Origin of the sequence: Providencia sp. wls1922 (assembly GCF_009706505.1) — a bacterium.
Classification (GTDB): domain Bacteria; phylum Pseudomonadota; class Gammaproteobacteria; order Enterobacterales; family Enterobacteriaceae; genus Providencia; species Providencia lanzhouensis.
Window position 1 is genome coordinate 26519 of sequence record NZ_WLUG01000082.1, and the last position, 22811, is coordinate 49329.

Consider the following 22811-nt stretch of genomic DNA (forward strand, 5'->3'; position numbering starts at 1 on the left):
TTCACTCTTTGGACAAAATTGTTATCAAATTCATAGATTGCTTATTTAATGGCTTTATTCTTATTGTGATTTTAAACAGAATCTTTAGGCTATATCTCCGAATCGTTATTAGAACGAGAATGGTTTATTAAAAACAGTAATATAATTTTTGTAGCAAGGAAAAAAAAGAAGATGAAAATGAAGGCGCTTGTTGCGGTCGCAGTTTCTGCGGTCATTATGACTGGCTGTAAGAGTATGGACACTGGGCTGATGACCAACTCTGGAATGCAATTATTCCAAGCTGCAACATTATCTGATGCAGATGTTAAAAAATTCAGTGATGACGCTTGTAAAGAGATGGATGCAGAAAACAAAATTGCTCCAGCTTCAAGCAAATATACTCAACGCTTAAACAAAATTGCTAAAGCACTGGGTAACGAAGTTGACGGTACTCCGGTTAACTATAAAGTTTATATGACCAAAGATGTGAACGCATGGGCAATGGCAAATGGCTGTGTACGTGTATACAGCGGTCTGATGGACATCATGAACGACAACGAAGTTGAAGGCGTTCTGGGTCACGAGATGGGTCACGTTGCTTTAGGTCATACCCGTAAAGCAATGCAAGTTGCTTATGCAGCAGTTGCAGCACGTACTGCTGCAGCGGCAACAGGTAACGATGTTGCGACTCAATTAAGCTCTTCACAGTTAGGTGAGCTGGGTCAAAAACTGGTTAACTCTCAGTTCTCTCAACATCAAGAAAGCCAAGCAGATGATTTCTCTTATGATCTGCTGAAAAAACGTGGTGTAGATACTAAAGGTTTAGTGACTGGTTTTGACAAATTAGCAAAACTGGGCAGCAAAGAAACTAGCATGTTTGATTCTCACCCACCGTCAGATGAGCGTGCACAACATATCCGTGACCGTATCGCGGCAGATAAAAAATAATTTTTATCTTGAATGATATTAATGGGGAAGCTAAGGCTTCCCCATTTTTTATCTAACATCTGAGTTTTATATATAACCTGCACTTTATCTTAATTCTGGTGGTGAAAATAAAGTCACAAATCAGAACTTATCCAGTTGTGCTCTTGTTCGACGCTGCATATCTTATTAAGAAAATACGATTAAGAATTTTTTTTATCATTGTTTTATTTGTGCTCGATAAGAGAGCAAGGAAAAAAGATGGAAAAAACACAGCGAGTTTCTCTACTGGCGAAAGGAATGGGAATGCTGTTGTCCGGTACTTGTCGTTTATTAACAGGTGTCCGTACACGTTGGGTCGGATGCCAACCGGCTATTACCCCCCGCATCTACTATGCTAACCACTCAAGCCACCTCGACGGGTTGGTTATCTGGTCAGGGCTGCCTCCTTTAATGCGCCATTTTGTTCACCCTGTTGCCGCCAAAGATTATTGGGATGGCACGCCATTTCGCCGATACCTCGTCAATAAAGTGTTTCGAGCTGTATTGGTTGATAGAAAAGGGGACAAACCTGCAAAAGAGTCTGTCCTTGGGCCACTAGAAGCGGTGCTTGCTGCAAACCATTCATTAATTTTATTTCCAGAGGGAACTCGAGGAGATGGCGAGGAACTGGGTAGCTTCAAAAGCGGAATTTATCATTTAGCAAAAAAATATCCCAATGTTGAAGTCGTCCCGGTGTATTTGGAAAATTTAAATCGCGTGCTACCGAAAGGAACAAAGCTCGTGGTTCCAGTTATCTGTTCAGCAACGGTTGGGAAGCCACTATCCCCACTGGCTGAAGATGAAAATAAGGCGGATTTTTTGCAAAGAGCGAAAGTTGCACTTGAGGAGATGATGCCATGAGTCTTTGGGATCGTGAATTAGCACTGCTGTTATCCGGTGTCTTCGGTATTTTGATGGTCGCCAGCGTAATAGGCGGTATTCTGGCATACCGTTATTCAGGGGAAAAAAGTAACCCAACCATTGATAACTTAAATGCGCGTATTCGTGCTTGGTGGGTGATGTGCATCGTCTGCGTTTTGGCTGTGGTACTTGGGAATATCGGGGTCGTGATCCTGTTTGCGTTGATCTCTTTCTTTGCATTAAGGGAATTTATTACGCTAGCGCCGACACGCCGTAGCGACCATGAAGCGCTATTTTGGTGTTTTTTCGTCTTCCTTCCTCTGCAATATGTGCTGGTTGGGATTGAGTGGTATGGGATGTTCTCGATTTTTGTGCCCGTGTTTGTCTTCTTGTTTTTACCGACGCGAATCGCGTTGGCGGGGGATACTTACCACTTCCTCGAACGTACAGCGAAAATACAGTGGGGCATGTTGGTCACGGTATTCTGCTTGAGCCACGTACCAGCATTATTGATGCTGAATATTGAAGGTTACCAAGGGGAAAACGTTAAGCTGCTGCTGTTCTTAATTGTGGTCACGCAAATCTCTGATGTACTGCAATATGTCTTTGGTAAGTTACTGGGCAAACACCCTATTGTACCTAAGCTTAGCCCAAATAAAACCGTCGAAGGATTTATTGGCGGAATATTAACTTCAGTGTTAATTGGTATCTGTTTGTATTGGGTGACGCCATTTAGTTGGTGGGCTGCAGGGTTAATGTCATTGGCGATTACCTTAATGGGCTTTGTCGGTGGTCTGTGTATGTCTGCAATTAAACGCGACAGCGGGATCAAAGACTTTGGTGCCATCATTGAAGGGCATGGCGGAATGTTAGATAGAATTGATTCTCTCTGTTTTGCTGCACCAATTTTCTTCCACCTAACGCGTTATTTTTATACCTAATTAGCTGTTATCCCTAGATTCTTCTATTTTTCATCAACTGCAGAAGCACCTTAGGGTGCTTTTTTTATAGGAAAATGCTCCGCATCTTGCAATGATGGGGTCGTGCTGAGATTAACATGCTATCATCGAGACTTAATTTGTACTTCGAAGTAAGATGATTGCGTTGAGTGGATTGGTTTTCGTCATTTGAGCTAAAATTATGTAATCGAGATCACAAGAAAACATAAAAGTTGGCGAGAAAACCCATGCATAATCCTTGCTTTGTCGTATTATTTCGCTTGTTGAATCAATTCAGCAAAATTATTGGCTGAGTTTTGCGGTTAATCCGTCAGTGAGTCGCAGTGAATATCAGTGCAGTGCGGTGGTTTTTTCGTAGATTTGCAATTTATGTTCATTAATCAGAGGTCATCATGGTCAAGCAGATTAAAAGAATTGGAGTGTTAACGAGCGGTGGAGATGCACCGGGTATGAACGCAGCGATCCGCGGCGTAGTACGTGCAGCTCTCGCAGAAGGTTTAGAAGTAATGGGTATTTTTGATGGGTACCTCGGCCTTTATGAAAACCGCATGAAGCAATTAGACCGTTATAGCGTTTCGGATATGATCAACCGTGGCGGTACATTCTTAGGCTCTGCTCGCTTCCCTCAATTCCGTGATGAAAAAGTCCGCGCGGTAGCGGTTGAAAACCTGAAGAAAAACCACATCGATGCATTGGTTGTTATTGGTGGTGACGGTTCTTATCTTGGTGCTAAATGCCTAACTGAATTAGGTTTCCCATGCATTGGTTTACCGGGCACAATTGATAACGACGTTGCTGGTACAGACTACACCATCGGTTATTTTACTGCGTTAGAAACTGTGGTTGAAGCGATTGACCGCTTACGTGATACATCGACTTCTCACAAACGTATCTCTATCGTTGAAGTGATGGGGCGTTATTGTGGCGATCTGACCCTCTCTGCGGCCATTGCAGGTGGCTGTGAGTTTTTAGTTCTGCCAGAACAAGAAATGCCATTTAACCGCGAAGAGTTATTGTTGGAAATCAAACGTGGGATTGAAAAAGGCAAGCGCCATGCAATTGTTGCTATCACCGAGCACGTTTGCGATGTGGATGAGTTAGCAAAATACATTGAAGCAGAAACTCATCATGAAACTCGTGCAACTGTATTAGGTCACATTCAGCGCGGTGGTTCTCCAGTGGCTTATGACCGTATTTTGGCTTCTCGCATGGGTGCATACTCAATCCAACTGCTGCTTGAAGGCTACGGCGGGCGTTGTGTAGGGATCCAAAATGAAAAATTAGTTCACCATGATATTGTTGATGCGGTCATGAACATGAAACGCGTCTTCAAGAAAGATTGGCTGGAAACAGCGAAAAAACTGTACTAATTTCTCACCTCTATTATTGCAAATCTCACCGGTATGGTTGGCCTTATACTGACCATATCGGCGAAGATTGCCCTTGTTCCCCTCGATATTCTTCTTATTTATAAGATTTACCTTTTCGGTATTTCCCGTTGCCGTGGGTATCTGTCAGCCTGATTCCGTATTCAATTAATGGAGAAAAGGATGATGGTACGTTTCTGGCAAAGTTCACGCTATCCAATAGCGGCATTTTCTTTATTGTTATTAACTGCGGGAGCATGGGCGAAAGATATCCAAATTTTAAATGTCTCTTATGACCCGACTCGCGAATTTTATCGCCAATATAATCAAGAGTTTGGTGATTATTGGAAAGCAAAAACGGGGGATACAGTGACGGTGCGCCAGTCTCATGGCGGTTCCGGCAAACAAGCTACTTCGGTGATTAATGGGTTAGAGGCAGATGTAGTGACGCTAGCTTTGGCATACGATGTGGATGCGATTGCACAAAGTGGCAAAATTAATCCAGGCTGGCTGAAAAAACTGCCCGATAACTCTGCACCCTATACTTCAACCATTGTCTTTTTAGTGCGTAAAGATAACCCGAAAAATATCCATGATTGGGATGATTTGATCCGAAAAGACGTTTCGGTTGTGACGCCTAATCCGAAAACATCGGGCGGCGCACGCTGGAATTATTTGGCTGCATGGGGATATGGATTAGAAAAAAATCATAATGATCCAGAGAAGGCAAAACAGTTTGTGAAGCAGCTTTATCAAAATGTTGAAGTGCTAGACTCTGGGGCGAGAGGGGCAACCAACAGCTTTGTAGAGCGTGGAATCGGCGATGTACTGATTGCGTGGGAAAATGAAGCGTTGTTAGCCATTAATGAGTTAGGCGCGAAGGGGGATTTTGAAATTGTTACCCCGAGTATTTCCATTTTGGCAGAACCAACCGTTGCTGTTGTCGATAAAACGGTGGATAAGCGAGATCACCGTGAAGTGGCACAAGCCTATCTAGAGTTTTTGTATTCACCTAAAGGGCAAGAAATTGCCGCAAAAAACTATTATCGTCCGCGAGATGCTCAAGTAGCCAAAGAATATCAAAACCAGTTTCCACAATTGAAATTGCTCACCGTGGATGAGAATTTTGGTGGTTGGCAACAAGCGCAGAAAACGCATTTTGCTAATGGTGGGATCTTTGATGAAATCATTCGCCGCTAATCGCTAACGATTTAAAGACCAAATTAAGCTCCTAACCGTCCGCTATCATGGCGGAACGGCTAGGAATTTATGATTGCTGAATGTTTATCGCTACCAGCTATATTTCACGCCTAGCTGACCGAGATACATCGTTTGTTTATTACTGTTTCCTGATGTTTTTTCACTGCCTTTCGGGTATTTCCATTTAGTGGGTTCATAGGCAACGCCGCCCCATAATGCTAACTTCGGTGTCATTTTGTATTCCACTTGAGTTCCGATACGGTAGCCACTGCGTAGTTGCTGAGTGAGCGAGCCTCTACTGTTGTACTCATTATCATTAATGAGATAACGGAAATAAGGGGAAATGCTCCAATCTTGGTTAATAGTCACGGGTAAGCCAAGGCGAATTTGGCGTTGTAAGGATTGGGTGGTGAACTCATTATCCCACGCTTTATCGCTGTAATAGCTGATTTTGGCTTTAATTCTATCAGTGAGTTTGTAGCTCACGCCAACTTCAGATTCAAATTCGTAGCTATTGGCCTCATAGAAATTACTGTAGTAGTAAAGTGCCCCCCAATAATTAAATGTCCATCGTTCATCAAGGTTAATTGAACCGGAAGGCATAACCCAATAGAGGCTGTTGGATGAGCGGGCTTTAGAGCCTGGCGTTCCATCATTAGATTCTTTGCGGTAGGTGAAATTGACATCGAGGTTGGAAATTTTATCTTTAATGAACTGTTTGGTTACACCGATTTGGGTTCGATTACGAATGTAGGAATCTCGGGAATTGGCAAAGTTTTTTCCGTGATTTCTTAAGGTTTCTCGGTGTTCGAGATCAAACGACCAAGTGGATGCCGGATTACTCAGTGATAACTTACCTATCATACTGGCTTTGTCATACACTTTGTTATTCTGTGAATCCCGCTGACCTTGATACTCTTCGAGCTCGACATACACATTGGTTTTAACGTGCCAATGATTATCACTGGATTGAGAATAACTGGCGATAGGGAAAATGATTGCTGTGCTAAGAATTGCAGTATTAAGAATTAAACTCGTTATAAACTTCATATTCATCCTTTATAGAATGCTTTAATTATTTAATGATTGAAAATCGATGGACTCACAGATTAATTATAATAAGCAAGAGTCTGTCGAACTCTTTGAAGAAGGATGCCACTATAATTAATAATGAGCCATTGATTTTTATTATGTTACTAATTTAAAGAGAGCAGAATAAAAAACATTAATAATGAAAAGTCGGCGAGCCGACGCAAGCAATCTAAATGAATTATCTTGAGGTTGTCTATGGTTAATTTTTGATGGTATAGGTATTTAAATTAGTGGGTTAGCTAACTTTTCATTACCTAGTGGATTGTGTTTGTTCGATTTTTATTTATATTTTAAATGAAATTGAAGTTTGTCTGATACTTATATTTTTTTATTTTACAGTAATTTTTCAAATGTAAAGTAATGGTTTGTGTTTTTAATTAATGATTTTTTAAATTCTTTTTTTATTATTTTTTATTTGATTGAATGGAAAATAAAACCGTCTATTTAACGTTAAATTAAAATAGACGGTTAAATGAAGTGATTAAATACAGAATTTAATTACTTAGCTTTTTTGGCTTCAGCTGCAGCTTTAACAATCACCGCAAAAGCGTCCGCTTTTAAGGACGCACCGCCCACTAAAGCACCATCGATATCTGGTTGAGTGAATAACTCAGCAGCGTTGCCTGCGTTAACAGAACCGCCGTATTGAATGATTACTTGCTCAGCGACAGCTGCATCTTTTTTCGCAATGTGGCTACGAATAAATTTATGTACGGCTTGTGCCTGCGCTGGAGTTGCTGATTTACCGGTTCCGATTGCCCAGATTGGCTCATAAGCGATAACAGCACCTTGGAATGCTTCTGCACCTAATGTGTTCAGGACTGCATCGATTTGGCGAGCACAAACTTCTTCTGTTTTACCAGCTTCGTTTTCAGCTTCGCTTTCACCGATACACAGAACTGGGATTAAACCTTGTTCTTTCAGTACTGCAAATTGTTTTGCAACGAACTCATCGCTTTCTTTGTGATAAGTACGGCGCTCTGAGTGACCGATGATGATGTATTTTGCACCGACATCTTTCAGCATTTCAGCAGAAATTTCGCCAGTGAATGCGCCAGACAGGTTGACGTCAACGTTTTGTGCGCCTAATGCAATGCGGCTGCCAGCGATAGCGTGTTTAGCCTGAGTTAAGTACATTGCTGGTGGTGCAATTGCTACGTCACAGCCATCAACGCTGCTCAGTTCGTTACGCAGGCCAGCAATCAGTTCATTGACCATCTGGGTACTGCCGTTCAGTTTCCAGTTACCCATTACCAATGGATGTCGCATGTTATTTCCTCCAACCAAAAAGTTTGAATGATTTATCGATTAGTTTTTCATCACGCGATCAAGGTATTACGCGCAACGAGACGTTTCTGTCGCTGTTCCTGCATTATAGGAACAATGGATAATAATAGCTTTGCTTTTCATCATGCTTATTGCCAGAGCGTGATCATCATCCATTTCGCGTGTTTGTTGCTCTCAATTATTTACTGCTTTCGCTTGCTTGTTGTTCTAGCTTAATCGGTTCAACAGCAAAAGTAAGCACATTATTGTCACTTTTTACCAAAATATATCGCAATGCGCCTAATCTCGCTTCTTCTGCGCGGGTTGGGGCTTTATTGGCCATAAATTTGTTCAGCGCTGCGGTCAGCTCAGGGGCTTTATCCAAAGAAACATTAGGGTCAAATTGATGAATAATAGCGATGATATAGCGCTCAATTAATTGGCGACTTTCTTGGGCGTCAGCTTCATTGTCAGTAGGTAATAATGTGATTTGTAAGCTTTTAATTTTCTCACTACCCCGTTCGAGGACAGCAGATGAGTATATTTGTTGATTAATACGTGATGCGGCGCGAATGTAGGGTACGGATATATCTTGGCTAGCAATCACTTTGTATTCGTGAAGATACAAATCTTTATAGGTTTGATTAAATTGACTACGTAGCTCTGGGATCGTGAGATTAAAGGTTGGCGCATCGGGGGCTAAATACGCAACGCTTAAGTTGGTATCAGGTAACGTCGGTACCTTTTGGGAGAGTGCCATTTGTGGAAAATAGCACACAAAAGCGGTTATGATGATGGACATGGAACGGAATATTGGTTGAGCCATTTTTTCTGCCACTTATTCTTCAGAGATTAATATTGTATCAGGATTACAGACAATGACATTACTACAATGGGCTTTTTCCTTTAAAGGCAGAATAGGACGGCGACCATTTTGGGCAGGAGTTGCAGGCTGTTTTATTTTGATGACCCTGATCTCTCTCTTTCAAAACGCGTTTTCATTACCGGATGTTGTTGTGGTGGTGTTGTTTATTTTATTACTATATCCCCTTGCCGCAATTTTCACCAAGCGTCTTCACGATAGAGGTAAACCGGGAGGATGGTTTGCTTTAGTCGTGTTAGCTTTTGCTCTTTTTTCCTTCGATGTCAGCCAATTGGCCGAAATTTGGCAATGGGGTATTGGGCGCTTTCTTCCATTGCTGATTACGATGATGATGCTGATTGATTGTGGCGTTTTTGTAGGAATGGAAGGTGAAAATCCGTATGGAGAAAAGACAGATAAGGTCGATTATCTGTCTTAGCAGTTAGGCTATTACCAGTACTGTTCGCTAGTAATATGTCCCGGTTTACGGCGTAAATGTTTAACTAACCCGTGGGTTTCTTTGAGTTTATCCCGTGTATCTCGCACCATTTCTGGGTTGCCACACAGCATGATGTGGCATTTATCTGCGTCAATCGGCAACCCAACAAACTCTTCCAATTGATGATCTTCAATTAATGCGGGAACCCGTCCATATAGTGAGCCGGGGGCGTGTTCACGGCTCACAACAGTGACAATGCGTAGTTTTCCTTGGAATTGCTGCTCTAATTGCTGCATGAGCGGCAGGTAACTCAGATCTTTTTGGTAACGCACGGCATGCAGTAAGACGATTTTTTCAAAGCGTTCTAGCCCTTTATTCTCTTGTAAAATAGAGAGAAATGGACCAATAGCCGTACCTGTTGAAAGCATCCAAAGATGTTTACATTCTGGGATTTCATCTAGCACAAAGAAGCCAGAGGCCTCATCGGTGATTTGCAGTGTATCGCCGATTTGTAGCTCAGCTAGCTTCGGGCTCAGTTTTCCATTGGGAACAATGACGAAATAGAATTCAAGGCGGTTGTCACTGGGGGCATTCACATACGAGTAGGCGCGGGCAACGCGTTCCCCATTAACTTCAAGGGCGAGTTTAGCAAATTGTCCTGCAATAAACGGTTGAATAGGCGCATCCACCACTAAACTAAACAAGGTTTCTGTCCAATATTTGGCTTCAACCACCCGACCTGTTACCCAATTCGCCATAAATTTGTCCCTCTTATCGAAAAAGCCTCAGAGAAAGTATTCAACAGTGTGAATTATTTAAGATATACATTGCTGAACTTAATAGGATTTCATACTAGATCAGTTCATTGTTTATGCTTATCGATAAAGTGTTTTAGTAGATTGTTCTGCAAATGAGGAGTTTGGTAATTTTAATGTACAGTTAAGTTGACAGAGGTGGCGAATATTACTGCCAACGTGAAGTAAATTAAAATGGTGTCCTACCTCGAAAAATTCATAAATTTTGTTATCTTTATCACACAAGAACAACATCAATTGTTTGCTAGTTATATAATTCCAATGTAATGGGCAAAACAACGAATAAAAATCTATTATTTAATCCTGAGTGCAACTGTTCGTGTTATTAAACTTTAATAATGCGGCGCTATTGTGTGCTCAGGAATTGTGAATGTCTGAGAGCAAAATGAGAAAGCTTGAAAATTTTAATCTGTTGCTAATGTTGATTGCCCTCGCTGCGGTTGGGCAAATGACTCAAACTGTTTATGTCCCCGTGATTGCTGAAATTGCGGTGTATTTCGGTGAACCTTCGGGTGCTGTACAGCGCGTTATGGCGGCGTATCTGTTTTCTTACGGTTTTTCCCAGCTACTGTATGGTCCGTTATCTGACCAAATTGGTCGCCGTCCGGTGATTTTAGCTGGGTTATCTATCTTCTTAATTTCAACGATTGTCGCTATTTTTGCCCCAACGCTGACGGTATTGACGGTCGCGAGTGGTTTACAAGGTTTAGGTACAGGGGTTGCTGGAGTAATGGTGAGAACCATGCCGCGTGACCTGTATAAAGGCACTGCACTACGTTACGCCAATAGTTTGCTCAATATGGGGGTGTTAGTGAGCCCACTGTTAGCCCCTATGTTTGGTGGGATACTGGCGCATTTCTTTGGTTGGCACGCCTGTTATATTTTCTTATTCCTGTTGGGTGGCGGAGTGTTGTTCAGTATGTATCGCTGGATGCCGGAGACTCGTCCTATTTCACCTGAAAAACATAATTTAGTGGCGTCATACCGTGAATTATTATCTAACGGTTCGTTTCTTTCGTATTTGACGATGTTGATTGGTGCTCTGGCGGGGATCGCTGTTTTTGAAGCTTGTAGCGGTGTATTGATGGGTGGTGTCTTAGGGCTAAGCAGTATTACCGTCAGTATTCTGTTTATTTTGCCTATTCCTGCGGCGTTCTTTGGTGCTTGGTACGCGGGGCGTGAAGGTAAGAATTTCTCCACCTTGATGTGGCAGTCTGTACTGATTTGTTTAGCTGCGGGCATCATGATGTGGGTACCAGGTTGGTTTGGCATCATGAATACATGGACACTGTTGGTACCTGCCGCCATTTTCTTCTTTGGCGCTGGGATGTTATTCCCGTTGGCGACTACTGGTGCGATGGAGCCATTCCCATATTTAGCCGGTGCAGCAGGAGCATTAGTGGGTGGTTTACAGAACGTGGGTTCTGGTGTTGCAACGTGGGTGTCTGCGTTAATGCCACAAAATGGCCAGTTTAGCCTTGGCTTACTGATGTTCTTGATGTCGATGCTGGTCGTGTTGTGCTGGTTACCATTAGCGCGTCGTATGAGTCATACCGAGCGTATGGTTTAATTTAGAATACTGATTAAGTTTTATGTTAAGGGGGCAAATAAGCCCCCTGATTTATTATGCGACCAACGGTATGAAATGTGCTGACTCAACCCATTGAGTGGCTTGTTGTTGTGCGCTGATTGTGTCCTCTTTCATTCCTGCCATTTGTGAAGCGAGCGAGTTAAATTCCACAGGGCGATCGTAATTGAGAAACTCGGTATTTTCATCCAATGTTTGATTAGTATTTTGATTAAGCCAAACTGATCTGGCGGCTACATCATCATGTAAATGTTGATCGATATAAATTTTAATCCCCGCGATTTTTAAGCCTGGGATGCTGTCGATTGTTCCTTTGACTGAAAGTATATTTTTATTCTGGGATAAAAACCAAGGTTCCTGCGGCGTTTTTTCTTGGATAATACCTTGTTCATCGTAAATGAGTAGGGTCACCCAATATTGGTTATTTTTCTCAGTGATCCCTAGCTTGCTAATATCAATTTGTTGGTTGATATGCACATCAGAAAGTAGCCTGATATCAGAAAGAATATTTAAATGAGAGGTTGATATATCATTTTCATTATTTTGCATATCGAAATGATGAATTGGTTGGAAATGATGGGTTGTATCAACTTGATTATTTTGACCAAACGGGTCACTTAATGAGAAGTATTGTTGGTGTAATTGCCCGTTCTCTATCCAACTGGCACAAATCGCACTTTGCGGAGTGATATATTGAGAATTTACTTTCCCTGTTGAGATATCAATTAAATTTTTATCCGTTGCAGACCAAGATAATCGACTACCACGCCAATAGTTATCTATCTGCAATTGTTCCGGCACGGTTTTTCCATCACCATAAATAAATAAGCGATTTGCTAGAGATTCAGGATTTTTATAGTGATAGACCTCAGTATCTGTGCCATTTTCCGTCTTAATAATCTTGAGGCTAACTAATTCCCCCTTATTGGGAATATTCAAATTAAGTTCGTTATCCCTCAAGGAAATTTTTAGGGATTCGGTGAGTAGACCGGATGGCGTGACATAGGTGATCGTCAAACTATGAGAGGAATCAGAATGATCCTGTTGGATCAATTGCCCGAGAGTTTGAGTCACGGCGAGGTAACTATAAGGGTGTTGCGAGCCATCAGGTAAAGGAAGAAATATGCCATTAAGTTGGTAGACGGAGACATATTCGCCTGGGACTTCACTTTCGTTAATTTTAGATAAAAAATGTTGAGCCAAGTAAATATAGTAATCTGAATGCGCTAAGAATGCGTCGTATTGATCACTGTAATGAGGATAATCACTCGGATACATTGCGGGTATAATCTCATATTCTGGCTCGTCTTTACGGAAGGTTGTGTATTGCTGGCGATATGAATCATATGCGATGTTCTTACCATGACTTTCCGCTGGATATGGGTAACCTTCATTTGTGGTATGGCCGAGTGCAAGACCATGCCCAAACATTTCATGCCATAAAATACTGGGTTTTGATATTCCGCCACCAAAGTTATGGGTTGCTAACCCAATCACACCTGATGTGCCCCCCTCCATAGATAGCGGCAGGATAGCGATATAAAAAAATTCGCTATACAGCTCTGTTCTCCGCGCTGCTTTTTGGCTCTCTAAGTAAGAGCTCTCAATTTGTGACATTGATGGCTCTTGGATACTGCTTGGAGCGTCATACAAAAGATGAACTAGCGTCGTTCTATCTGTATAAATCACATCATCTTGAACGATACAAGGATATAAAGCCGATTTCTGAGGGATAGGGGGATAGCTATATAAGGTTAGCTGGTGAATGAGTAACTTGGCGAGCGCTTCTAATCCCCAACTGAGAGGGGAATGAGGGTAAGTACCGTGTCCATCTTGGTAAAGCGTTTTATGCGCGACATGTGCAGTGATGGGCTTTATCTTTTTGACTCTAGGAAAGAAACTTCCTTCAGCGGTATAGAAGGGAAATGGTGTACCCTCATCAGGCATTGCGTATTCAGCTTCAACATTTTGGATGCCATATTGAGTTATTGGTATACCCCCCGCGAGAATTTGTATCTCCATATCAGGTTGAATCCATTTTCCCTTTATCGGCGCGGTATAGCTGTAACGGTGCCAATCTTTAGCTTCAAAGCTAGGCGTATTAGGCGGTGGGGTGAGAGCGGCTGGAAGGTTTGATGGACCCGTTAAAACCACTTTCTCTAGTTCAACACCCTCTTTATTTCGAATAATGGCCACAATATCGGGTGCTGTAGCCTCCGATGCGCTGGTAATATCAATTTTTAATAATGCGGGTCGGTCAGCTGTTAAACTGAAGTATTTAGTATGAGGCTCAAGTAAGTGGGTTTGTGCTAGCTGAATACTGTGAATTTGCATATCGCTTGGCACGGGGTGATGACGCATCTGAGGCTGATGATAAATCGGATCTGGTAACGTAAAAATACGCTTACTTGGAAGGGACAGATAAGGCGCTTCTTCAGATTGTAGCTGAATAGACATAGGGGCAGAAACAGAGCCATCTTTCATAATGGCAATAAAATCAAACTGGTCATGCCCACGGAAAGATTGTTTACCATCAGGTATATATTGCCATTCTCCGGTTATTTCGTTTAATACAACCTCTCCAAATAATGGCTCTTCAATAAGCTGAAAATATTCAATTTCCTCATGAAATGGCAAACTTCCAGACAGCACACCTACGTGAAATTGATTGGCGATACCATGGGGATTCTCTGCAATAAGGATAGGGTGTAACTGCTGATTTTTTAGCTGAAATTGGGAAACAATCATGCCGCCACAGGTGATGACAATCTGGTTATTTTTATAATGTGCGGAGATAAGAGGGAGTTCAAGATCAGCGAGTTGCTGATTAACATAGTCTTCGATTTCGGCTGCAAGTCCCTCCCAGGAATCGTGTGGTGATAGGCTGATATCATCCAGTCTTAAAACGGTATTCAACCGTGAGCTATTTATGAGCTATTTATTTGAATTGAAAAATAATCGCTATTATTTCGCGTCTCTTCTGTGAGTGCGAACGAGTTTATCGATGTAGAAGGTAATGACAGTGCCTGCTGGTAGCCATCAGGGTTGAATAAAGAATGTGGGGCAGGTTGCTCAACCGAGGTATTTTCTGTGGTAATCAAGGGAGTGTGATGAATGAAATCATCAGGAATAAATTGAACTGATTCTTGCCCTGAAAACCCCCACCCTAAGCGGATATTGGGGGCATTATCTTGTGTCGTGGTGGTGATTTTAAAGTGAACTTGCTGCCCCTTTTGGGTATGTTTAATCGCGATTTCGCCACATTCATCTTGAGCATTAATTTGATGAGTGTACTGATCAATATCCAGTGTGAGGTTATAGGGATGATATTGTGTATCCACATAGAGGATAAGGCGTTCAGATTTAGGCACGGTGAGAACGCCTTCATAAACCCAAGTGGTTGGCTCTATTTGTTGAGGTAATCCGCTGAAATAGTAAGTTAAATTATCTAGAACATAATATTTTTGCTCGGAGCTATCTTCATAGAATGCAGGGGTGGCAGTGACGGATATCCCTGGTTGAGAATATTGAGCGAAAATCGTTGTATCTTGCTCAGATGCTGGGGAGTCTTGTATGTATTCTAGCTCGTCAAGAAGCAATTGAACTGGCTTCGAGATAAGCGTTGTATCATTTTCAATAATCAGTAAGCCGCCACCAGTCAATTCAAGCCAATGTCGTGCCAGCTCTACTTGCAGATCGTTAGCATCACCCGCAAGAATGAGCATGCCATAATGACGCTCTGATTGGCCGCTTGGAAGTAGTAACTCAACAAATTGCGATTGAGAACGAGGCTCTCCATCGCGCCATTGATGAGGGGAGTTAAAGCTATCAACCCATAAATTATGCAATGGATGGAATTTAAACCCTGAAAAATCATCTTCATCTAGAGTACTTAATAGATAGTTTTTTCGCTGTTCTCCCGGTAAACGGGGCTTATCCAGTAACCAGTTTGTGATATCAAAAGCGGCGTGTCCTGAATGTGTTTTCTGAGGATCGTCTTGTAGCCCTTCTAAGTAAAAACTGTCTGTGTGGATTTTTGCAACTCGTCCTCGATTTTTGTATAGACCAAGCTCTAAATATCCATGCTGTTGTGCTTGGGATGTGAGTTGTGCACTGGATTGATTGGTGTGCATCAATGCATATTTTTTCCGGTTATCCATAACCTTCACTCCTGAAATAATTTAAAAATAATTTTTTATAAAATAATTCATAAACATAGTTATTGCAGGGACGAATTCTAGATAAGCAGGTGGGAGCTTTCTAATTTATTATTCATCTATGAGTGATGTTTTTATTTATTAGCGAATTACTTGAGATGTTGCGATTCGTAGTCACCAGCAATAAAAAAGCAGTGCCGGAGCACTGCTTTGACGGTTTGCTTAGCAATATATTTTGTTTAGCAATATATGTCGTGATATCGAAAAGTTAAGCGCGGTCTTCCCACTCTTGAGCACGAGCGACCGCTTTTTTCCAACCTTCGTATTTATAATTGCGCTCAGTGGTTTCAATACCCGGTTTAAAGACACGTTCAATGTTGGCTTTACTTTGCAGTTCATCCAAACTTTCCCAGAATCCAACGGCGATACCCGCTAAGTAAGCGGCACCTAACGCGGTGCTTTCACGGACTTCAGGGCGTTCTACAGAGGTACCGAGAATGTCTGATTGGAACTGCATCAGGAAGTTGTTCGCAACAGCGCCACCGTCCACACGTAAGGCTTTTAGGCGTTCACCAGAATCGGCTTGCATCGCATCGAGGACATCGCGGGTTTGATAAGCGATGGATTCCAATGTGGCACGGATAATGTGGTTGCGGTTTGCCCCACGTGTTAAGCCAAAGATAGCGCCGCGCGCATACGGATCCCAATATGGAGCGCCTAAACCAGTGAATGCAGGCACCACATACACACCGTTGCTATCTTTAACTTTGGTGGCGAAATATTCGGAGTCCGTAGATTCATCAATCAGTTTCAATTCATCACGTAGCCACTGAATAGAGGCGCCGCCCACAAACACCGCACCTTCAAGGGCATAGTTCACTTCGCCTTTAGGACCGCAAGCAATAGTGGTTAATAGACCATGATTAGAGCGAACTGCGGTATCACCGGTATTCATCAAGAGGAAGCAGCCAGTTCCGTAGGTATTTTTTGCCATACCGGATTTTACGCACAATTGACCATACAGTGCTGCTTGTTGGTCGCCCGCAATGCCCGAAATTGGAATACGTGTACCGCCTTTACCCCCAATGTTGGTTTGTCCGTAAACGTCAGAGGAAGGGCGGACTTCTGGCAGCATGTTACGAGGAATATTTAATGCTTTAAGGATTTTGTCATCCCATTCTAAATTACGAATGTTGAATAACATGGTACGAGAAGCGTTGGTATAGTCAGTGACGTGGACGCGACCTTGAGTCATTTTCCAAACTAACCAAGTATCGACAGTACCGAACAGTAATTCACCTTTTTCTGCGCGTTCACGAGCACCTTCGACGTTATCGAGGATCCATTTTACTTTGGTTCCTGAGAAGTAAGGGTCAACCACTAAACCCGTGTTTTGGCGAATATACTCTTCAAGTTCTTTATCGTTCGTTTTTAAATGGGTACAAAAGTCAGCGGTACGGCGGCATTGCCAAACAATCGCATTATAGACAGGTTTACCTGTCGCTTTCTCCCAAACAATCGTGGTTTCACGTTGGTTAGTGATACCGATACCTGCCACTTCATCGGTACGAATATCGGCTTTAGCGAGAACTTCAATTAATGTCGAACTTTGCGTTGCCCAAATTTCCATTGGGTCATGTTCTACCCAGCCTGGTTTTGGGTAAATTTGCGTGAATTCGCGCTGGGAAATACTGACGATATTTGCATCATGGTCGAGAACGACAGCTCGCGAACTGGTTGTGCCTTGATCAAGAGCGACAATATATTTTTTAACGATATTGGTTTCTGTTGTCATAATTTAAACCTGTTCAGCAATGGGTTAATCTGGTTTTAGGTAAACCCAGTTTTAGAAATAAGAAACGGTATTAAGAGGATTTTTTCTCTTCTTCATCAGACTCGCAAGTCATACAAGGCAGATGGCGACCAATGAGTTTACGATAACCGAATGCCCCTAGCAGACCACCAACAATCGGCGCAGTCAATGGGACAAGGAAATAAGGAATATCACGTCCGCCGGTCAGGGCAATATCACCCCATCCAGCTAAATAAGCCACGACTTTCGGACCAAAGTCACGCGCTGGGTTTAAGGCGAATCCAGTCAATGGACCAAAAGAGCCACCGATAACCGCAATTAAGATACCAATTAATAATGGTGCTAATGGACCTTTAGGAACGCCATTGCCATCATCAGTTAAACCTAAAATTAAGCAGACTAAAATGGCGGCAATCACCACTTCAATAAAGAACGCATGGAACACGCTGATTTGTGGCGCAGGGTAAGTTGAGAAGACACCCGCTGTAAACAAACTTTCTTGTGTGCCACGAACAATATGGTGAACTTGTTCGTAATCGAAAAAAACAGGGGAATACATTGAGTAAACTAGGGCAGCAGCACAAAAGCCCCCGAGCATTTGAGCGATAATGTAAGGAACGACTTTTCGCTTATCGAAACACGCGAATAACCATAATGCTAATGTGACGGCAGGGTTTAAGTGAGCGCCAGAGATGCCCGCAGTTAGGTAAACAGCCAGTGCGACGCCGAAGCCCCAAATCACACTAATTTCCCAAAGACCTAACTGAGCACCTGCAATACGTACAGCCGCGACACATCCTAAACCAAAAAAAACCAACAGAGCAGTTCCAAGAAACTCCGATATACACTGACCTGTCAGTGTTGAAGGTGTCATTTTGCTCATAAATGTTCATCCTGCAATAGTTGTTAAGAGAGGTGTTTTGCACGAGTATAATTTTCTCTGCGAAAATTTATTCTGTTAATTTAGCGAGAAAAAAGATAATCGAATATTGCGATTTGTGAAAACTGTGTGTCAAATCACCAAAAAACGAAAACAAACAATCATTTTTAAGGTCGAATTCAAACATTTGAATAGTCACGGGCGAGACAATTAAAAGAATAATGTTTGTAATCAAGTGTAAGTCACTGGACACAGAGGATCATGCTACTTACAATCGAGGGAAAGCGCTTATAAAGGGAGATCCGAACATGTCATTTGAAGTATTTGAGAAACTAGAATCCAAAGTTCAACAAGCCATCGACACCATTGCATTAATGCAAATGGAAATTGATGAACTGAAAGAACAAAACAGTGCATTAAGCCAAGAGTTACAAGCCAACAAATCAGGTACTGAATCACTGGTTCGTGAAAATGAACAGCTGAAGCAAGAGCAGGCGACTTGGCAGGAACGTTTGCGTACACTTCTCGGCAAGATGGAAGAAGTTTAATTCCCTTCATACTTCAAGCCACAGGGGTGTTGGCTTCGTTTGGATACCCGAATCACATACTTATGTATGCTCATCGGGATATCCTCCACTTGCCGCCTACCTGTGACTCGAATTATTTTGGGAATGTAGGGGTATGTAGAAGTGTTTTCTGAAAGAAGTGAAAAACGGAAAACAGAAAACAGAAAACAGAAAAGAAAAAGGCAGATAGTGATATCTGCCTTTTTTGTGGAGTTTGGTGGGGCTATTCGTCGATGGTTTCGTCGAAATCGTCGTTGGCTGCTTGGGTCAGTGGTTCTTCGGATAAAATCATGCCCGTGTTATCGGCATACAGATAATCGCCGGAGAAGAATGTCACGCCGCCAAAATTAACGCGGATATCGCTTTCGCCGATACCTTCGTCAGGGCAACCCGCAGGGATTGCAGCAACTGCTTGGATGCCGAGATCTAACTCCATTAATGCATCCACTTGACGGACGGCACCGTAAACCACAATACCTTCCCAGCCATTGTCTACCGCTAATCGCGCGAGCTCAGCGTCAATCAGTGCTTTACGCACTGAACCACCGCCATCCACCAGCAAGATGCGCCCATGGCCGTCTTCTTCCAGCAAATCATACAGAATGCCATTATCTTCAAAGCATTTTACTGTAATGATTTGACCGCCAAATGAAGTACGTCCACCAAAGTTGGAGAATAAAGGTTCTACTACATTAACGCTTTCTTGGTAGATGTCGCAGAGTTCGGAAGTATCATATTTCATAGGATTTAGGTCTTTTTTGCTGCAAGAGGAAGGTCAGTATATCCCTTTTAGTCACTGATTGGCAAAATTCCCGCCAGAAAATAAGCGGGAAAAGTCAAAAAAACAGCAAATAATTGAGACTATTTACTCAGGATAACCCCAAGGGAGAATAAAACGTTGGTGACTAAAGCGATTTTCACCATATTTTCTAGCATTGGGCGCATCCCTTCTGGGGTAGGATCAGAAAGCACTTTGCGTACATGATTCATCAGCATTGGCACCGCCAATAAGAATAACCAGCCCGCCCAACCTGTTAAATAGAGTAAATTGAAAAATACCAAACATAAGATGGAAACGATGATGATAATGGCGTGGTACATGCGCGCGCCTTGTGGACCTAAACGCACTGCCAACGTGTTTTTACCCGCTTTAATGTCGTTTTCAATATCACGCATATTATTGATATTTAAAACAGCTACAGACAGTAAACCGCAAGCTGTTGCTGGTAGGATAGTGATGATATTAAAGCTATTCGCTTGTAGGTAAAAAGTACCAATCACACTTAACCAACCAAAGAAAATGAGAACGGAAATATCCCCAAGACCAAGGTAGCCATAAGGTTTTTTACCGACGGTATACGTAATGGCAGCCACGATAGCCACTAACCCTAAGCCAAGGAATCCGATGGCATCTTCTGGTTTTTCGCACGCGACAATAATCAACAATAGACCGGAAAGGCAAGCCGCGAAGATATTCAGCTTCAGCGCTTTTTTCATATCTTCTTTGGTGATGACGCCTTTTTGCATTCCACGCAGAGGTCCGATGCGTTCAGCGGTGTCTGAGCCTTTAATCGCATCGCCATAGTCATTGGCGAGGTTAGATAAAATTTGTAATAAGCCCGCTGTGATAATAGAAAGCAGAGCGACAGGCCACTTAAAGTTACCCGTGAAATAGGTCAATGCGGATCCAGTGACGATGGCAATCACCCCTAATGGTAGGGTTTTTGGTCGTAAACTTTCTAGCCAAGCTTGTTTGCGGCTGATTGAAGATGAGTTCATGTAATTTATTCACCGTACTCGTGATATTTCAATGGGTAACGTGGCTTTGCTGCTGAGTGACCGTTTGAATTATTGGGAGTAAATGTTCTTATTAAGTTGGATTTTATATGTCAAAAGTGCAGCAAGATTGCTGCACTTTAGCTAACATCCATTAAGGATACATGAAAACCTGATAATTAATAAGATTATAAAATAAATCTACTCAGGTCTTCGTCTGCTACCAGTTCGTCTAAGTGTTGGCGGACATACTCAGCATCAATTGTAATGCTTTGTCCGTCGCGCTCGCTGGCGTCGAAAGAGATATCTTCCATCAGACGTTCTAGCACAGTATGTAAACGACGCGCACCGATATTCTCGGTTGATTCATTCACTTGCCATGCAGATTCTGCAATTTTGCGAATACCATCTGCGGTGAATTCAACGCTAACACCTTCTGTTGCCATCAACGCTTTGTACTGTTCAGTCAAAGAAGCATTAGGCTCAGTTAAGATGCGCTCGAAATCTTCAGTGGTCAGCGCCTGAAGTTCAACACGAATTGGCAGACGACCTTGCAGTTCCGGAATCAAATCAGATGGGCTAGAGACTTGGAATGCCCCAGATGCGATAAACAGGATGTGGTCAGTTTTCACCATACCGTGTTTGGTTGAGATGGTGCAGCCTTCGATTAATGGTAATAGGTCACGCTGAACCCCTTCACGGGACACATCTGGACCTGAACTTTGACCACCACGTTTACAGATTTTATCGAACTCATCAATAAACACGATACCGTTTTGTTCAACCGCTTCAATGGCTTGTTCTTTCAGCTCTTCAGGATTAACCAGTTTTGCCGCTTCTTCTTCCACCAACAGTTTAAAAGCTTCTTTGATTTTCATCTTACGAGGCTTCTGTTTTTGACCTGCTAAGTTTTGGAACATAGATTGTAGCTGGTTGGTCATCTCTTCCATACCTGGAGGAGCCATGATTTCAACGCCCATTGGTGCTGCGGAAACTTCAATTTCAATTTCTTTATCGTCTAACTGACCTTCACGTAATTTCTTACGGAATGCTTGGCGTGCTGGTGATTGCTCATCAACAGGTTCTGCTTGTCCCCAGTTATTTTTTGCTGGTGGGATCAACACATCAAGAATGCGTTCTTCCGCCATTTCTTCGGCACGATAACGGTTTTTCTCGATAGATTGTAAACGCACCATTTTTACCGCAGAATCGGTAAGATCGCGGATGATAGAGTCAACTTCTTTACCTACATAGCCCACTTCCGTGAACTTAGTGGCTTCAACTTTGATGAATGGCGCATTTGCCAGTTTGGCTAAACGGCGTGCGATTTCGGTTTTACCTACCCCGGTAGGACCAATCATCAGAATGTTTTTGGGAGTCACTTCATGGCGTAAATGCTCATTTAACTGCATACGGCGCCAGCGGTTACGCAGGGCGATAGCAACAGAACGTTTAGCTTTATGTTGACCAATAATATGGTTGTCGAGTTCGCTGACAATTTCGCGTGGAGTCATTTCGGACATGCTAGCAATCCTTATGATTTTGAAGAAATTTCTTCAAAGTTGACATTATGGTTGGTGTAAATACAGATATCTCCCGCTATCGCGAGGGCTTTTTCCGCGATTTCGCGAGCGCTTAAGTCTGTATTTTCGAGAAGGGCGCGTGCTGCTGATTGGGCATATGGACCACCAGAGCCAATCGCAATCAGGTCATTTTCAGGCTGAACGACGTCGCCATTACCCGTAATAATTAATGAAGTGTGTTCATCAGCGACGGCAAGCAGTGCTTCTAATTTGCGCAGCATGCGGTCGGTACGCCAATCTTTGGCTAATTCCACCGCCGCTTTAGTGAGGTGTCCTTGATGGAGTTCAAGTTTGCGCTCGAACAGTTCAAAGAGTGTGAATGCGTCTGCGGTGCCACCGGCAAATCCTGCAATGACTTTGTCGTTATATAAACGGCGTACTTTGCGGACATTGCCTTTCATGACGGTATTACCCATCGTCGCCTGTCCATCACCACCGATTACAACTTGGCCATTACGGCGAACACTTACGATTGTTGTCATGAGTTAGCCCCTGGTTGTATTACAAAAAGAATGCAGTTGATTTCATTTTTTGATAGATAAATTTCAAGTGATAGTGGTCTATTCACTATCACTTGAAAGAGATTGATCTCAAAAATAACTGCTTACGAGTACGTTAAAACAGTAGATGGGGGGGCGGCGG

20 protein-coding genes are annotated in these 22811 nt (G+C 42.6%); 8 read left to right on the forward strand and 12 right to left on the reverse strand.

What is annotated here, in order from left to right:
• The first annotated feature begins 171 nt into the window (after positions 1-171).
• The 5 genes from GKR71_RS08735 to GKR71_RS08755 all read left to right on the forward strand — a co-directional run bounded on the left by GKR71_RS08735 (position 172) and on the right by GKR71_RS08755 (position 5332).
• The gene (locus GKR71_RS08735) at positions 172-927 is read left to right on the forward strand and encodes a M48 family metallopeptidase (protein ID WP_036950820.1); all 756 of its coding nucleotides are present in this window, start codon (positions 172-174) and stop codon (positions 925-927) included.
• Positions 928-1164: 237 nt separating this feature from the next.
• Positions 1165-1806 carry a lysophospholipid acyltransferase family protein gene (locus GKR71_RS08740; protein ID WP_036950823.1) on the forward strand — a complete coding sequence of 214 codons (642 nt, stop codon included), beginning with the start codon at positions 1165-1167 and terminating at the stop codon, positions 1804-1806.
• On the forward strand, positions 1803-2747 hold the full coding sequence (locus GKR71_RS08745; protein ID WP_036950825.1) for a phosphatidate cytidylyltransferase: 945 nt from the start codon (positions 1803-1805) through the stop codon (positions 2745-2747). The genes GKR71_RS08740 and GKR71_RS08745 overlap by 4 nt, the downstream gene beginning before the upstream one ends.
• A gap of 410 nt (positions 2748-3157) precedes the next feature.
• Positions 3158-4135: a 6-phosphofructokinase gene (pfkA, locus tag GKR71_RS08750; RefSeq protein WP_036950827.1), complete on the forward strand. Its 978-nt coding sequence runs from the start codon at positions 3158-3160 to the stop codon at positions 4133-4135.
• 183 nt (positions 4136-4318) lie between these two features.
• The gene (locus tag GKR71_RS08755) at positions 4319-5332 is read left to right on the forward strand and encodes a sulfate ABC transporter substrate-binding protein (RefSeq protein ID WP_051422603.1); all 1014 of its coding nucleotides are present in this window, start codon (positions 4319-4321) and stop codon (positions 5330-5332) included.
• Between the two features lie 90 nt (positions 5333-5422).
• Here GKR71_RS08755 and GKR71_RS08760 read toward each other — a convergent pair whose 3' ends face one another.
• From GKR71_RS08760 to GKR71_RS08770, 3 genes are all read right to left on the reverse strand, one after another.
• Positions 5423-6388, reverse strand: coding sequence for an OmpG family monomeric porin (locus GKR71_RS08760; RefSeq protein WP_154609444.1), 966 nt, complete (start codon positions 6386-6388; stop codon positions 5423-5425).
• A gap of 534 nt (positions 6389-6922) precedes the next feature.
• Positions 6923-7693, reverse strand: coding sequence for a triose-phosphate isomerase (tpiA, locus tag GKR71_RS08765; RefSeq protein WP_036950832.1), 771 nt, complete (start codon positions 7691-7693; stop codon positions 6923-6925).
• A 196-nt stretch (positions 7694-7889) separates the two neighbouring features.
• A complete protein-coding gene (locus GKR71_RS08770; protein WP_036950834.1) occupies positions 7890-8516 on the reverse strand; it encodes a DUF1454 family protein in 627 nt (208 codons plus the stop codon).
• 52 nt (positions 8517-8568) lie between these two features.
• Here GKR71_RS08770 and GKR71_RS08775 point away from each other — a divergent pair, with 52 nt between their 5' ends.
• Positions 8569-8991, forward strand: a complete 423-nt coding sequence (locus GKR71_RS08775) for a DUF805 domain-containing protein (protein WP_036950836.1) — start codon at positions 8569-8571, stop codon at positions 8989-8991.
• Positions 8992-9002: 11 nt separating this feature from the next.
• On the opposite strand, the gene fpr is transcribed toward GKR71_RS08775, so the two are convergent.
• Complete coding sequence (gene fpr, locus GKR71_RS08780; RefSeq protein WP_154609494.1) at positions 9003-9749, reverse strand: ferredoxin--NADP(+) reductase; 747 nt, start codon at positions 9747-9749, stop codon at positions 9003-9005.
• Positions 9750-10191: 442 nt separating this feature from the next.
• Between fpr and emrD the strand changes: the two genes are divergently transcribed.
• Positions 10192-11376: a multidrug efflux MFS transporter EmrD gene (emrD, locus tag GKR71_RS08785; protein ID WP_036950922.1), complete on the forward strand. Its 1185-nt coding sequence runs from the start codon at positions 10192-10194 to the stop codon at positions 11374-11376.
• Between the two features lie 54 nt (positions 11377-11430).
• Here emrD and GKR71_RS08790 read toward each other — a convergent pair whose 3' ends face one another.
• The 4 genes from GKR71_RS08790 to GKR71_RS08800 form a co-directional block, all read right to left on the reverse strand.
• The gene (locus GKR71_RS08790) at positions 11431-14310 is read right to left on the reverse strand and encodes a hypothetical protein (protein WP_230085048.1); all 2880 of its coding nucleotides are present in this window, start codon (positions 14308-14310) and stop codon (positions 11431-11433) included.
• Between the two features lie 11 nt (positions 14311-14321).
• Positions 14322-15554 (reverse strand): hypothetical protein, encoded by a 1233-nt coding sequence (locus GKR71_RS20045; RefSeq protein ID WP_230085049.1) that lies wholly within the window; start codon positions 15552-15554, stop codon positions 14322-14324.
• A 265-nt stretch (positions 15555-15819) separates the two neighbouring features.
• Positions 15820-17346 carry a glycerol kinase GlpK gene (gene glpK / locus GKR71_RS08795; RefSeq protein ID WP_036950842.1) on the reverse strand — a complete coding sequence of 509 codons (1527 nt, stop codon included), beginning with the start codon at positions 17344-17346 and terminating at the stop codon, positions 15820-15822.
• Between the two features lie 70 nt (positions 17347-17416).
• Positions 17417-18247: an MIP/aquaporin family protein gene (locus GKR71_RS08800; RefSeq protein ID WP_036950846.1), complete on the reverse strand. Its 831-nt coding sequence runs from the start codon at positions 18245-18247 to the stop codon at positions 17417-17419.
• Positions 18248-18552: 305 nt separating this feature from the next.
• Here GKR71_RS08800 and zapB point away from each other — a divergent pair, with 305 nt between their 5' ends.
• Complete coding sequence (gene zapB / locus GKR71_RS08805) at positions 18553-18792, forward strand: cell division protein ZapB (protein ID WP_108479177.1); 240 nt, start codon at positions 18553-18555, stop codon at positions 18790-18792.
• A gap of 241 nt (positions 18793-19033) precedes the next feature.
• Here the strand turns inward: zapB and rraA are convergent, their stop codons facing one another.
• The 4 genes from rraA to hslV form a co-directional block, all read right to left on the reverse strand.
• Positions 19034-19552, reverse strand: a complete 519-nt coding sequence (rraA, locus tag GKR71_RS08810; protein WP_036950850.1) for a ribonuclease E activity regulator RraA — start codon at positions 19550-19552, stop codon at positions 19034-19036.
• Between the two features lie 119 nt (positions 19553-19671).
• On the reverse strand, positions 19672-20589 hold the full coding sequence (locus GKR71_RS08815) for a 1,4-dihydroxy-2-naphthoate polyprenyltransferase (protein ID WP_036950853.1): 918 nt from the start codon (positions 20587-20589) through the stop codon (positions 19672-19674).
• Positions 20590-20774: 185 nt separating this feature from the next.
• On the reverse strand, positions 20775-22109 hold the full coding sequence (hslU, locus tag GKR71_RS08820; RefSeq protein ID WP_108479178.1) for an HslU--HslV peptidase ATPase subunit: 1335 nt from the start codon (positions 22107-22109) through the stop codon (positions 20775-20777).
• Positions 22110-22120: 11 nt separating this feature from the next.
• A complete protein-coding gene (hslV, locus tag GKR71_RS08825) occupies positions 22121-22651 on the reverse strand; it encodes an ATP-dependent protease subunit HslV (protein ID WP_006660514.1) in 531 nt (176 codons plus the stop codon).
• Positions 22652-22811: the final 160 nt, after the last annotated feature.

Bases quoted from the DNA above. Each gene is read 5' to 3' on its own strand.
- GKR71_RS08775 (WP_036950836.1), top strand. From the start codon at position 8,569: ATGACATTACTACAATGGGCTTTTTCCTTTAAAGGCAGAATAGGACGG.
- pfkA (WP_036950827.1), top strand. From the start codon at position 3,158: ATGGTCAAGCAGATTAAAAGAATTGGAGTGTTAACGAGCGGTGGAGAT.
- GKR71_RS08800 (WP_036950846.1), bottom strand. From the start codon at position 18,247: ATGAGCAAAATGACACCTTCAACACTGACAGGTCAGTGTATATCGGAG.
- fpr (WP_154609494.1), bottom strand. From the start codon at position 9,749: ATGGCGAATTGGGTAACAGGTCGGGTGGTTGAAGCCAAATATTGGACA.
- GKR71_RS08745 (WP_036950825.1), top strand. From the start codon at position 1,803: ATGAGTCTTTGGGATCGTGAATTAGCACTGCTGTTATCCGGTGTCTTC.
- hslU (WP_108479178.1), bottom strand. From the start codon at position 22,109: ATGTCCGAAATGACTCCACGCGAAATTGTCAGCGAACTCGACAACCAT.
- GKR71_RS20045 (WP_230085049.1), bottom strand. From the start codon at position 15,554: ATGGATAACCGGAAAAAATATGCATTGATGCACACCAATCAATCCAGT.
- GKR71_RS08755 (WP_051422603.1), top strand. From the start codon at position 4,319: ATGGTACGTTTCTGGCAAAGTTCACGCTATCCAATAGCGGCATTTTCT.
- GKR71_RS08815 (WP_036950853.1), bottom strand. From the start codon at position 20,589: ATGAACTCATCTTCAATCAGCCGCAAACAAGCTTGGCTAGAAAGTTTA.
- GKR71_RS08740 (WP_036950823.1), top strand. From the start codon at position 1,165: ATGGAAAAAACACAGCGAGTTTCTCTACTGGCGAAAGGAATGGGAATG.
- zapB (WP_108479177.1), top strand. From the start codon at position 18,553: ATGTCATTTGAAGTATTTGAGAAACTAGAATCCAAAGTTCAACAAGCC.
- GKR71_RS08760 (WP_154609444.1), bottom strand. From the start codon at position 6,388: ATGAATATGAAGTTTATAACGAGTTTAATTCTTAATACTGCAATTCTT.
- hslV (WP_006660514.1), bottom strand. From the start codon at position 22,651: ATGACAACAATCGTAAGTGTTCGCCGTAATGGCCAAGTTGTAATCGGT.
- glpK (WP_036950842.1), bottom strand. From the start codon at position 17,346: ATGACAACAGAAACCAATATCGTTAAAAAATATATTGTCGCTCTTGAT.
- emrD (WP_036950922.1), top strand. From the start codon at position 10,192: ATGAGAAAGCTTGAAAATTTTAATCTGTTGCTAATGTTGATTGCCCTC.
- GKR71_RS08735 (WP_036950820.1), top strand. From the start codon at position 172: ATGAAAATGAAGGCGCTTGTTGCGGTCGCAGTTTCTGCGGTCATTATG.
- tpiA (WP_036950832.1), bottom strand. From the start codon at position 7,693: ATGCGACATCCATTGGTAATGGGTAACTGGAAACTGAACGGCAGTACC.
- rraA (WP_036950850.1), bottom strand. From the start codon at position 19,552: ATGAAATATGATACTTCCGAACTCTGCGACATCTACCAAGAAAGCGTT.
- GKR71_RS08770 (WP_036950834.1), bottom strand. From the start codon at position 8,516: ATGGCTCAACCAATATTCCGTTCCATGTCCATCATCATAACCGCTTTT.